The sequence below is a fragment of the Ruegeria sp. CDSC051 genome (assembly GCF_059610665.1).
The window spans coordinates 385,101-397,329 of the sequence record NZ_JBXWOC010000005.1; the positions used below are offsets into that span (position 1 = coordinate 385,101).

General features: G+C 57.4%; 12 protein-coding genes. 2 read left to right on the plus strand and 10 right to left on the minus strand.

Translation table 11 applies throughout. From position 1 onward, the window contains the following. Positions 1-2: 2 nt before the first annotated feature. From AC2FH0_RS14605 to AC2FH0_RS14615, 3 genes are all read right to left on the minus strand, one after another. On the minus strand, positions 3-1,682 hold the full coding sequence (locus AC2FH0_RS14605) for a peptidoglycan -binding protein (protein WP_496789667.1): 1,680 nt from the start codon (positions 1,680-1,682) through the stop codon (positions 3-5). 3 nt (positions 1,683-1,685) lie between these two features. Further along, positions 1,686-2,867, minus strand: a complete 1,182-nt coding sequence (locus tag AC2FH0_RS14610) for a biopolymer transporter ExbB (protein ID WP_282021534.1) — start codon at positions 2,865-2,867, stop codon at positions 1,686-1,688. Positions 2,868-2,936: 69 nt separating this feature from the next. Beyond that, complete coding sequence (locus AC2FH0_RS14615; protein ID WP_496691028.1) at positions 2,937-3,467, minus strand: gamma-glutamylcyclotransferase; 531 nt, start codon at positions 3,465-3,467, stop codon at positions 2,937-2,939. A gap of 67 nt (positions 3,468-3,534) precedes the next feature. On the opposite strand from AC2FH0_RS14615, the gene AC2FH0_RS14620 reads away from it, so the two are divergent. Next, on the plus strand, positions 3,535-4,536 hold the full coding sequence (locus AC2FH0_RS14620) for a DUF2125 domain-containing protein (protein WP_496691029.1): 1,002 nt from the start codon (positions 3,535-3,537) through the stop codon (positions 4,534-4,536). Here AC2FH0_RS14620 and AC2FH0_RS14625 read toward each other — a convergent pair. From AC2FH0_RS14625 to AC2FH0_RS14640, 4 genes are all read right to left on the minus strand, one after another. After that, positions 4,533-5,252: an extensin-like domain-containing protein gene (locus tag AC2FH0_RS14625; RefSeq protein ID WP_496789668.1), complete on the minus strand. Its 720-nt coding sequence runs from the start codon at positions 5,250-5,252 to the stop codon at positions 4,533-4,535. The genes AC2FH0_RS14620 and AC2FH0_RS14625 overlap by 4 nt on opposite strands. Further along, the gene (locus AC2FH0_RS14630; protein WP_496708681.1) at positions 5,249-6,169 is read right to left on the minus strand and encodes a prephenate/arogenate dehydrogenase family protein; all 921 of its coding nucleotides are present in this window, start codon (positions 6,167-6,169) and stop codon (positions 5,249-5,251) included. Before AC2FH0_RS14630 ends, AC2FH0_RS14625 begins: the two co-directional genes overlap by 4 nt. Beyond that, a complete protein-coding gene (gene hisC / locus AC2FH0_RS14635; RefSeq protein ID WP_142636470.1) occupies positions 6,166-7,251 on the minus strand; it encodes a histidinol-phosphate transaminase in 1,086 nt (361 codons plus the stop codon). Before hisC ends, AC2FH0_RS14630 begins: the two co-directional genes overlap by 4 nt. Positions 7,252-7,316: 65 nt before the next feature. Next, positions 7,317-8,732: an aminotransferase class V-fold PLP-dependent enzyme gene (locus tag AC2FH0_RS14640; RefSeq protein WP_496789670.1), complete on the minus strand. Its 1,416-nt coding sequence runs from the start codon at positions 8,730-8,732 to the stop codon at positions 7,317-7,319. 103 nt (positions 8,733-8,835) lie between these two features. Here AC2FH0_RS14640 and AC2FH0_RS14645 point away from each other — a divergent pair, with 103 nt between their 5' ends. Continuing rightward, positions 8,836-9,297, plus strand: a complete 462-nt coding sequence (locus AC2FH0_RS14645; protein WP_142636466.1) for an Lrp/AsnC family transcriptional regulator — start codon at positions 8,836-8,838, stop codon at positions 9,295-9,297. A 129-nt stretch (positions 9,298-9,426) separates the two neighbouring features. Here AC2FH0_RS14645 and rpsD read toward each other — a convergent pair whose 3' ends face one another. The 3 genes from rpsD to AC2FH0_RS14660 all read right to left on the minus strand — a co-directional run bounded on the left by rpsD (position 9,427) and on the right by AC2FH0_RS14660 (position 12,054). Then, the gene (rpsD, locus tag AC2FH0_RS14650; protein ID WP_058279997.1) at positions 9,427-10,047 is read right to left on the minus strand and encodes a 30S ribosomal protein S4; all 621 of its coding nucleotides are present in this window, start codon (positions 10,045-10,047) and stop codon (positions 9,427-9,429) included. A gap of 213 nt (positions 10,048-10,260) precedes the next feature. Continuing rightward, positions 10,261-10,764 (minus strand): hypothetical protein, encoded by a 504-nt coding sequence (locus tag AC2FH0_RS14655; RefSeq protein ID WP_282021538.1) that lies wholly within the window; start codon positions 10,762-10,764, stop codon positions 10,261-10,263. Positions 10,765-11,046: 282 nt separating this feature from the next. Further along, entirely contained in the window at positions 11,047-12,054 is a 1,008-nt protein-coding gene (locus tag AC2FH0_RS14660) for a helix-turn-helix domain-containing protein (RefSeq protein ID WP_496789671.1), read from the minus strand. Between the last annotated feature and the right edge of the window lie 175 nt (positions 12,055-12,229).

The window sequence follows — 12,229 nt, forward strand, 5'->3', positions numbered from 1 at the left end:
AATCAGCGCTCGGTCAGCTTCAATTCGATCCGGCGATTCTGAGCGCGCGCTTCTGGGGTGTTTGCGGGGTTGAAGGGTTGGAATTCACCAAAGCCATTGGCCGCCAGACGTTGCGGTGGAATACCCAGCGCATCGACCATATAACGGACAACCGACAAGGCGCGTCCCTGGCTAAGCTCCCAGTTGTCCCGATAGCGGCCAGTTCCGGCCAGCGGGACATTGTCGGTATGGCCGTCCACGCGAATAACCCAGTTCAGGCCTTCGGGAATTTCAGCCGCGACACTGCGCAGTATATTGGCCACCTTGGCGATCTCAAGCTGACCCTTGGGCGACAGCACTGCTGATCCTGTATCGAACAGTACTTCGGACGAGAACACAAACCGATCGCCTTCGATCCGAACGCCTTCCTGATTACCCAGCACATCGCGCAACCGGCCGAAGAATTCCGAGCGATATCGCTGAAGATCCTCGGCCTGCGCCGTAAGTTCTTGGTTCTGACCCGAAAGGGCCTCGGCCTCGGCCTCAAGCCGAGCGCGCTCGGCCTCTTCCAACAGACGACGACGACGCTCTTCCGAGGCGGCTCGGGCGAGTGCGGCGTTCAGATCCTGACCCAATGTTTGAATACGAATATCAGCGGCGGCGTTGCGGTCTTCGTAATCGTCCAGCAAGGCCTGCAATCCACCCAACTGCTCGCGCAGGGCTGCCATCTGCTGATTCAGCAAGGCAGTCTGACGCTGCGCCTTTGCTGAAACGGCTTTCTCGGCAGAGATTGCCTCACGCGCAACGGCCAGCAAGGCTGCGCGTTCTTCGGCCAATGTACGCTGAATCTGTTCCGCTGACAGGGCCTCGGTCTGGGCGGCCAATGCCGCTTGCAGCTGGGCCTGCAACTCCTGACTATCAAGTTCACCAAACTGCCGCTCAAGCTCGGCCTTGGCAGCTTGCGCAGCGGCCAACAGGGTAAGGGTTTCTTCGGCTTGCTTGCGTTGCGCTTCCAGAGCCAGCGTCATAGCGGTCAGTTCCGCATCCGCGTCCTGCAGACGATTGCGCAGGTTTTCGGCCGCCGCAGCTTCGGCCAGGCGCGCGGCCTCTTCGGCGTCAAGCTGGCCTTCAAGCTCGGTGACCAATGCGGCCTGCGCGGCCTCATTTTGTTCCAGATCCGCCACCAACGCTTCAAGCGCTTCGCGGCGGGCAGCATCGAGCCGGGCGGCCTCGGCCTGGGCATCGACCTCGGCACGGCTTTGGGCAAGGGCCAGGTTCAGGGCCTCTTGTTCATTCAGCAATTCCGAACGCTCAGATTCCAGTGAGGCGATAACCCCCAGCGACCGCTCCTGATCGGCCAACAGAGATGCGACCTGTGCTTCGAATGACGTGATCCTGGTTTCCGCCTGCGCCAGATCATCCTCGGCCTGCGTCAGGGTCGCATTCAGCGCCCCTAACCGGGCCTGAAGGCGGCTGTTTTCCCGTTCTTCCAACCCAAGCGCACCGGCAAGGGCCGCCACTTCGCCGGACAGGGCGGTCAGTTCATCCTCTTGCCCTGAAATCGTCTCGCGCAGCACGAATTGCACCACCATGAAGATGGTCAACACAAAGGTCAGAACCATCAACAGCCCGGTCATCGCATCCACGAAACCAGGCCAGACCGACCCCTGAAACCGCTGACCTGTGCGACGGGACAGAGCCATGGATTACTCTCCTTCCGGAGCGGTTCGAACGGCGCCTCTGGGCAATGTAAGAGCTTTGACCAACAGTTCGATGTCCTTGCGCAGCTCGCTCATGCTTTCTTGGCGGCCTGCAGAAATTTCTTCGAGGATACGCAGCAACTGAACATCCATCGAGCGCAGGCGCATGCGGCTTTCTGCGTCTATTCCTTCGCTGGTCCCCTGTTCCCGCAGATGATCCAGCAGAGCGTCCTGCCCCAGTGCGACACGTTCCAGCGCAGCGGTGACATTCTCGGTCTCAGACTGACGCTGGTTCATATCTCCGATTGCGCCGACAAGATGCCCCAGCTTGCCCGACAGCTCGGCCCGGTCGGTTTCCTGCGCCGAAAACAAGTCCTGCAGGGCGTTCATCTGTTCGGACATTGCATCCAGAACCGGTGTCAGAACCGCCAGTTCGGTGCTGCTGCCGTCATCGCCTGCTGCAAAGCCGACACGGGTGATCGAGGACAACCATTCTTCGAGCTCTCGATAAAACCGGTTCTGCCCGTGGCCCGCGAACAGTTCCAGCAACCCCACAATCAGCGATCCGGCAAGGCCCAGCAACGAAGACCCAAAGGCCACGCCCATTCCCTGCAGTTGGGTTTCAAGGCCAACCATCAGGCGATTGAACACCGCCAGCCCTTCTTCGCCATCCTGCGGATTGAGACTGCGGATCGTGTCGACAATAGCGGGGACCGTCGTGGCCAAACCAAAAAACGTTCCCAAAAGCCCAAGATAGATCAGAACATTGGTGATATAACGCGTGATCTCACGCTCTTCCTCGACCCGTTCGGCCACCGAATCCAAAATAGATCGGGTCGAACTGGAACTGATCTGTGATCGCGCACCCCGGTCCCGCAGCAGCGACGCCAGCGGTGCCAAAAGCTGAGGCGTGCGCGCGTCCTCATGAACAACGCCACCAACGAAGGACTCGATCCAGCGCACCGAACCGATCAACTGTGTCACCTGATAAAAACAGGCAATTACGCCGACAAAAAATACCAGAAGGATAAAACCGTTCAGATAGGGGTTTGCATAGAAAACCGGCAAAACGTAAGGCAGCGCCATGAAGATGCCCATACCAGCCAGGCCGATCGCCACAAGCATCGTTACGATCTGACGAATGGGTTGCGAGAAATGCGGTCTCGCGCCCTGTTGTGCCTGCGCCATGCGCGTTTTTCCCGGTTCTTTTCTGCTCTGACGCGAATCTACCGAAAATCTGCCGGTGACGCCAAGGGTTTATGAGGTAATGCTTCGCACCCGTTGCGCTAACCACTCAAGATCGGGATCACGCAGACCAATCTCGGTCAGATGTTCAGCAGTGTTATAAAGGTATTCGGTATTTGGACCACGCCCGCCAACAGCATGGGCAATGATCTGCGCCTGGTCTTCCAACGGCATGCCCCCGCAATACTGCACGTGATCTGCGTCGATAACATAGGTGACTGCCGTTACGACCTCGTCCGTTTCCAAATGCACATCCAGCATCTTTTCGACATAGGCCGACGAGATCAGCTCGCGCTCGCGCAGTTCATGCAAGGTACGCTCTTCGTGGCCTGCTTCGACGGCGAGGGCCAGACCTTTGCACAGGGTGTCTTGCTGTTCATCCAACGCCAGAACAAGGCCGGGTTTCTCTTCGGTTCCGCGGTGATGAATCGAACTCATGCAGAAAGACCGCGCATATCCATTCAGGGTTGCGCGTTCGCTGCGGGACACGGGAAAGCCGGGATTCCACAGCAGCGACCCATATCCGAAAACCCACATCGTCATAGCACTGGTCCTTGCCCGTTTGCGCCTATAAACATCAATTTCAAGGCGGGAAAAAGGGCCATTAGCAATGCGCGGGCTAATACGAGTAGTCATTTTCATCACTGCGATCTGGAGCGCCTATTGGTTCGTCGCCGGATATGGATTGCGCAACGCGATCACAACATGGTTCGACAACCAACAAGAAAGAGGCTGGCTGGCCGATTTTTCGGACGTAGCCACAGCAGGCTATCCGTTCAACCACGTCACCCGACTGAACAGCCCCGCACTGGCCGACCCGGTCAACGGCACCGCCTGGAGCGCCGACTGGATCGAATTCCAAAGCCCCGCGATCTGGCCGGGTCGGCAAGTTCTGCGTTTCGCGGAAACGCCGCAGCTGCTGTCCTATTTCGATCAAACGTCGACCATCGTTGCAGCTGACCTGCAGGCCGAGCTGCAGTTGCAACCTGGTGTCGCGCTGATGCTAGAGAAAATGTCTCTGACTGCCGGACCATGGTCCGTTGCCAATGATGCTGATTTGCTAGCAGCGGGAACCACGCTTGGTCTGGTGATGGAGCAAACCGAAAATCCTCAAGCCTATGCGATCAGCGCACGGATCGACGGCTTTTCCCCCGGCGATGATCTGCGCGCCATGATGCATTCCGCCACCACACTGCCCCAGACATTCGATGCGCTGGAATTGGACATGGTCGCCACCTTTGACAAACCCTGGGACCGATCCGCGTTGGAGCAAAGCCGGCCTCAGCCCACCCGGATCGCCCTGCGTCTGGCCGAGATGAAATGGGGTGCACTACGCTTGTTTGCAGCCGGAGAGCTGGATGTGGACGATCAGGGCATCCCAACAGGCGAGATCTCGATCAAGGCCGAAAACTGGCGCGAGATGATCGCCATGGCCAACGCCGCTGGGGCTCTGCCCGATCAGGCCGTTGATCCGGTAACGCGTGCGCTGAAATTCATGGCCGGTCTGGGAGGCAATCCCGATGCGCTGGATCTGCAGTTGAACTTCCGTGAGGGCTATGTGGCGCTTGGCCCGCTACCCCTTGGTCCGGCCCCGCGGTTGATCCTGCGTTAACGGCAGTACGGGCCACGGCGATACCGGGCTGTGTCCAAGTGAAAATGATCCCGGTGATACCGGTCCGCATTCGGGCCAAGTACCGTTCCGAACGGCCCGCAGGCGGCGCGCCAGATCTTGGTCAGTTGCTTCTTTGACGGGTTCTTGCGCCAACCGTTCAGAACGGTCACAACCTCGCCATTCGCCATCTTGAAACCTGATATGTCTATGGCCCGACCCTTGCCATGCTCGGATATCCGCGCACCTTTGCGGTTGTTGCGTGTCCGGCACGCATAGTGGGCCGCAACCTGTAGCTCCACCACGGGACCGCGCCTTTTGAAGGTGGGCTTCACGCTTTTATCGACCCACTCATTCAACGCAATCGCCGTGCCGCAATCCATGGTGGACGGACGGCTCAGCAACACGCCGGACACCGAGGTGATCTGTACCGCTTCCTTGATCCCGCAGGCTTTGATCTTGCCGGGAACAGAACCCACCGGCTTGCCCTGGATGTCAATATTCCCGCAGACCGAAGTTTTGCGCAGCTTGCGCTTTTTGAACAGCACTTGCTGTATCAGCGTATTCGGCTGCAGCTCTGGCTGTATCCTGACCGGGGCCGCAAAAGCCAGAACCGGTTGGTCGCCGGGGATCGTTGGTTGATCCGATGGTGCAGCGTTGCCCATTGTGGCGCCAAGCGCCAACCACCCGATCGACAGAACCCTCCAACCGCGCCTCATGGGTTGGTCTTCCCACGACCGAAATCCGGGGCGTCCGTATCCTGCCCCGCATCAATGATACCGCGCCGGATCGCACGTGTACGGGTGAAATAGTCGAACAGCTGATCGCCATCCCCGGTCCGAATGGCCCGTTGCAGGGCGAAGAGCTCTTCGGTGAAACGCCCCAATATTTCCAGTGTCGCATCCTTGTTGGTCAGAAACACATCGCGCCACATAGTCGGGTCCGAGGCCGCGATCCGGGTGAAATCCCGAAAGCCCGCGGCCGAGTATTTGATGACCTCGCTATCGGTCACACGGCGCAGATCATCCGCTACGCCGACCATCGTATAGGCGATAAGGTGTGGCGCATGGGATGTCACTGCAAGAACCAGATCATGGTGATCGGCATCCATCTCATCAACATTCGAACCCAAACCCGTCCACAATGAGCGCAGGCGCGCAACGGCCTCCGGGTCCGAGCCCTCTACCGGCACCAATAGGCACCACCGATTATCGAACAGCTCGGCAAATCCGGATTCAGGGCCGGAATGCTCGGTCCCGGCCAGCGGATGCGCGGGGATGAAATGAACGCCCTGCGGGATGTGAGGCGAGACATCCTGAATGACATGCCGCTTGACCGAACCCACATCTGACACGGTCGCGCCCGACTTCAGGGCAGGCGCAATCTCCTGCGCTACCGCGCCCATCGCGCCAACAGGCACGCACAGAACTACAAGGTCTGCACCCTCAACGGCCTCTTGCGCGGTGTCACAGATCCGGTCGCATAGGCCAATCTTGCGCGCGGTGTCGCGCGTGGCCTCGGACCGGGCATAGCCGGTTACTTCGGCGGCCAATCCAGCACGTTTAATCGCCCAGAACATCGACGATGCGATCAGGCCCAACCCGATCAGCGCAACGCGGTCATATACCTGGCTCATGCGGCGCCCCCTTTGAAAGCGGTTATGGCCGCAACGACACGGCGACAAGCCTCCTCGTCCCCAACCGTGATCCGAAGAGCATTTGGCAGGTTATATCCCGCCACGCGGCGCACGATCAAACCCTGTGTCTTGAGGTAATCGTCGCACGCTTCGGCCTCGGCCTGATCCTTAAAGCGGGCGAGAATAAAATTAGTGCTGGACGCATCCGAAGATACGCCGATTTTGGACAACTGGGCCGAAAGCCAAACCCGCAAGCGTGCATTTTCGCTGTGGCAAAAGGTCAGGTACTCTTCGTCCTTTATGGCGGCTTCGGCAGCGGCCAACGCAGTCAGCGACAGGTTGAAGGGCTGGCGCACCCGGTTCAGCACATCAATGATCTCTTGCGCCGCATAGCCCCAACCGACCCGCATCCCACCCAGTCCATAGATCTTGGAAAAGGTCCGCGTCATGATCACATTCTCGAACCGATCCACCAGAGCGCGGCCTCCGTCGAACCCTTCGACAAACTCGGCATAGGCGCCATCAATCACCATCAGACAGGTCTGCGGCAAGCTTTCGGCCAGTCGGATAAGATCAGCCTCGGGGATCATGGTCGATGTCGGATTGCCCGGATTGGTCACGAACACGATCCGGGTCTGGTCAGTCACAGCGGCAAGAATGTTGTCCACATCCACGTGACGATCGGTTTCAGGCACCATCACCGGAGTTGCCCCCGCCATCCGAGCGATGATCGGGTACATCGAAAATCCGTGTTCGGTATAGATAACCTCATCCCCCGGACCGGCATAAGCCTGTGCCACGAATTGCAGCACCTCGTCACTGCCCACGCCGCAGATAATTCGCGCCGGGTCCAGCCCGTGGCGTTCGCCAATGGCCATACGCAGACTGGCGTGATCTGTACTGGGATACCGGTTCAGGGTGGCCGCACTGTCACGCACTGCTTCGATCGCTTTGGGGCTAGGGCCAAAGGGGTTTTCGTTCGAGCTCAACTTGATCACATGGTCGACCCCCGCCACCTTCGACTGGCCGCCCTGATAAAGCGCGATGTCCATAATGCCGGGTTGAGGGGTGATCTGGGTCATAAGAGGCTCCGTATTTAGAAGCCCCTCATACCCGTCTCAAAGCGTTGAGAAAAGCGGCAATTCCCTTATGCCGCCTTGAAGCGGGCTGTCGCCGGGTCGGCGTCGTAAAAGGGGGTAAATTCTTCGGTCCGCCGGGAAAGGTCATTGACGCTGTCGATGATGAAGCGGACAGTCTCTTGGGACATCAGATATGAAAAGTTCAGACGCACCCAACCGGGTTTTTTCAACTCTTCACCAGCACCAAGCGCCGCATGCAACTGCTCCGAGGCTGCACGATCAATACCCAGCAACCGATGGGCATAGGGCCCTGCACAAGCACACCCGCCCCGCGCTTGAATGCCATAAACATCACTCAGCATCCGGGTGAATAACTGCTGGTGCACCGGCTGACCTTTACTGTCATGAACAAGAAAGGAAAAAATCGGCAACCGATGTGGATTGTCCGCGCCCAACAAGGTCAGACCTGGGTTATCTCCCCACCCTTCCAATGCCATCTGGTTATAAAGCGCCTCGCGCCTTGCGATTTCGTCTGCGCCAACCGCATCCTTGACCATGAAAGCCAACGCGGCACGGATGTCGCCTATGACATTCGGCGTTCCCGCCTCTTCGCGCGTTGCAAGATCGGCGCTGTAGTCATGCCCCCAAGGGGACACGAAACTCACAGTGCCACCACCGGGCCAGCTGGGGCATGTTCGCTGCACAACGTTTTGATTGACGATCAATACACCAGACGCGCCGGGTCCACCGGCAAATTTATGAGGAGAGACCACGATCGCATCCTTGCGCGCATCCGCCGGGCCCATTTCCATTGGCAGATAAGGCCCACCGCCCGCATAATCCCAAACCGCTACAGCACCATTAGCCTTGAGCAGCCGCGTAACCGGGTCGGGATCAGTGATTATGCCCGTCACATTCGAAGCGGCCGAAAATGATCCGACGATCAGATCCGCATCCGCGTTTTCCGCCAAGGCACGCTCTAAAGCCGACAGATCGACACCCCCTTCGGGTGCTTCGGGGATTTCAATCACCAGCGCTTTGCTTTCCCGCCACGGCAGGATGTTCGAATGGTGCTCATATGGGCCGATCAAAACCACTGGTCGCGCAGCAGCCTCGATCCCCAACAGGTTGACCAGCCGGTTGAGACCCGCTGTAGCGCCCGATCCCGTAAAGATCACCGCATCATTTTCCCCGGCGCCAACAATCCGGGAGATTTCCGCACGGGCCTCGCGGCGCAGTCGGGTCATGTAGGCCCCGCAATAAGACGCCTCGGTGTGGCTGTTGGCATAAAACGGCAACACATGCGCGGCCACAAAATCCTCGACCTGCTTCAATGCGCGGCCCGACGCAACATAATCCGCGTAAACCAAAGGTATGTCCCCGCGCAGCCCCGGGATCATAACATTCTCGCCGATTAAGCCATCGCGCAACGTGTCGCTACGAACAGCAGCTTCAATGTCAGAACGAAATTGGGAAAGTGTCATTATATGGACTCCGAAGTTTCCCAACAAATATGATTGATATGTGTTGTGTATATAATGCATATTTTTAGATGGTTTTCATAAATCATGTGTCATATGATTTGGAATGTCAAAAAATCTAGATCATATTGACCACCGCCTGCTGCGTGAATTGCAAACCGACGCTACGCTGTCCCAACGAGAACTGGCCGACCGCATCGGGCTGTCGCAAAACGCCTGCTGGCGTCGGCTGAAGGCCCTGAATGATCAGGGCGTCATCATCGGATCGACGGCGCAAATCGCGCGCGAAAAACTAGGGCTAAGCCTTGTAGTCTTCGTCATGCTGCGTACGCGGCACCACTCGGCCGAGTGGTTACAGGCCTTTCGCAGGCATGTTCTGACGATACCAGAGGTCGTGGACTTCCACCGCATTGGCGGCGACTACGACTATCAGCTCAAGGTTGTTACGCAGGATATGGCTTCGTACGACAAGGTCTATCAACGCCTCATCGAAAAAGTCGAGCTGGACAGCGTAACCTCATATTTCGCGATGGAGGCAATTGCAGAAGGACGACCCTTGCCAATCTGATCTGCTCTTTATTTGGCCAAAAAAATTGCTCGGGGGGCATCGCGGCTGGTCGTGATTGGGGGCAGAGTCCCCTAAAACGAAAAAGGCCGCGCAACCGCGCGGCCTTTCGAATTTCGATTTCGGCGAAGATTAGTTCTTCGCGTAGAATTCGACAACCAGGTTCGGTTCCATCATGACAGGGTAAGGCACATCGCCCAGACCTGGTGCGCGCACGAAAGTCGCGGTCATTTTCGAGTGGTCGGCGTCGATGTAATCAGGAACATCACGCTCGGCCAGAGCAGCAGCTTCAAGAACAACGGCCAGTTGCTTGGACTTGTCACGTACTTCGATGACGTCGCCTTCTTTGACACGGTAGCTGGGGATGTTGACCCGCTTGCCGTTCACTGTGACGTGGCCGTGGTTCACGAACTGACGCGCGGCGAACACGGTCGCGACGAATTTGGCGCGATAGACAACGGCGTCCAGACGGCGTTCCAGCAGACCAATCAGGTTTTCACCGGTATCGCCGTTGACACGAACAGCTTCGGCATAGATGCGGCGGAACTGCTTTTCGGTCAGGTCGCCATAGTAGCCCTTCAGCTTCTGCTTGGCACGCAGCTGCAGACCGAAGTCAGACAGTTTGCCTTTCCGGCGCTGACCGTGCTGACCAGGGCCGTATTCACGACGGTTGACCGGGGATTTCGGACGACCCCAGATGTTTTCGCCCATCCGGCGGTCGATTTTGTACTTGGCAGACGTGCGTTTGGTCACGGCTGATCTCCTTCTTAAGGTCGAGGCCCTGATAGGCCACTATGAAGGGCGTTGTCCTCTTGAGGTTTCCCTCATGACAGGCCTCCCCTTGCGGGGGCCACCAACACCAATGAAGCCGCGCTTATATCCGTAGCGCTGGCAGAGTCAACATGCCGAACGGAAGGAACCGAAACTTTCTGAAATTTGATTCAAAGACGGCACCACTAACGGGATTTACTCCGCTAAAGTGGCACCGTTTACAGTTGCGCGTAGGTTCGCGACACCAGTGTACTGGAACTGAGTGGCCTTACGATGAAACGCGACGACAGTTCCGTCCTGCTCTGCAACTTCACCACTCTGATGCTTGATCTGAGTATATGCGCTGATCCAGAATTCCTGATCGCGTGAAGGACAGCCGCTTTCAAACACCAGCGACGGGCTTTCATCATCATCGGAAACGACCAGTAACGCTGAAAACCGTTGCGCCCCGTTCATAAGCTCGAGCGTTCCGACGACATTATCCGAAAAAGTCGTGGCAGGAATAACGCGCCCGATTGTACCTGATGCAAATGCGTTTTTACGCCCGACAACTTCAGCGCTGCCTGCCAGCATCGATGCCTGACCGCGCCAGGACCAGGCCGACCCTACATTTAAAAATGCCAGAGGCGCCGCCTCTAGCCCATCAATCTCTGTCTGCGACCATGAAATGGCAACACGACCGTTTACCCCGGTATTCATTTTACCGCCCGTACCCCTCAACAAATCACTGCCCGATGGCCAAGGGTTTATCAGTGACGATTCCGGCAGAAAAGGGACGGAATTGCAGCAATCACGAGAATGTTGCAGAACAGAATCAGAATCCGGATGCAGAAATCCGCGTTTCAAAGACTTAAAGGATCATACTGAGCCCGAATATCGGTCTGCCCTGCATTCGGTCTGATCAGGCTTTTTTCGATTCGCCAACCACAGCGGATTTAGATTTCAAATGCGTGCGCCCTAATCGGCACACTGCACGAGCTGTCAGTTCACCAGCCCCCGATCCGCCATTCCACCGGAAAAGCGGAGGCTGCGGATATCTTCCGGCATCGTCTTGTACTGGTCTCGAAAAGCACGTTTCAGTGACGTTGTAGACGAAAACCCTGTGGCGGTGGCAATCTCGATTTGTGGCAAATCCGTAAACCGCAGCAGGCTATGCGCACGTTCCAAACGCAATTCTCGGTATGTGGCCAAAAGCTTTGCCCCCGTCTTGTTCAGAAACCGTCTCTGAAGCTGCCGGGTTGAAGTGCCGACCATGTTCGAAAGATCCGTGATCCTGAGTGGCTCTTCGACATGATTCAGCATTGCCTCAACCGCTGACATAACCAGGTGATCCCCGCCCGCACGATGGATCAAGCGATTGGCAAGCTGGCTTTCGCAGTCCCGCTTGGGCTCGGACAGGCCGATAAACCCGCGTAGGTTATCTGCCATATTCTCACCATGGTCCAACGAAACAAAATCCGCCAACAAACGCAGCGTACTCAGACGTGTCGTCGCGCTATGCGTGCGCCCGCGCGCCGCCAGATATGTGCCTGTACCACAGTTGGTCAAACCTGCTTCACGCGCTGCTGCATCGAAGTTGGGGTGAATGGCCGCGACTGTTTTTTCCGACAGTCCAATCTGGGCCAGCACAAGCACGGCACCACCGACAAGAACGGTCCGTGGCGAAAGGTTCAGAACTTGTGAGACCCATGTTCTTTCGGCGTCGGACAACGTCCAACAATCCGAAAAATCGCCCCAGAAAACAGCCGCTCTTCCGGTCCAGTACTGCGGTCCTCCTACGGACCCCGCACCAGCCAAACGCAGATTAACGACATAGGAATGGTCGCCGGTCAGGTCGCTCAGGGCATGATAAAATTCCCTGATCATCTCGGCCGAGGCAAATGCACTACTATCGCGCACGATCACATCGATGTTGTGGGTTCGCACGAACGCAGCAGAGGTTGGCTCAGCCAGATAGGCTTGGTCATTTTCGAAGATGCAATGCTTCATGTCTCCCCCGCTGAAAAGCCTGGGCCACAGGCAAAGGCATATGGCCCGGGATGGATCAGCCCCTGGCCAGAGCGGGGGCTGATCTGGTTGTCGTCTGTTTACTCTGCGGCTTCTTCGTAAGCGTCCATTGGTGGGCATGTGCAGATGAGGTTTCGGTCTCCGTATGCGTTGTCGA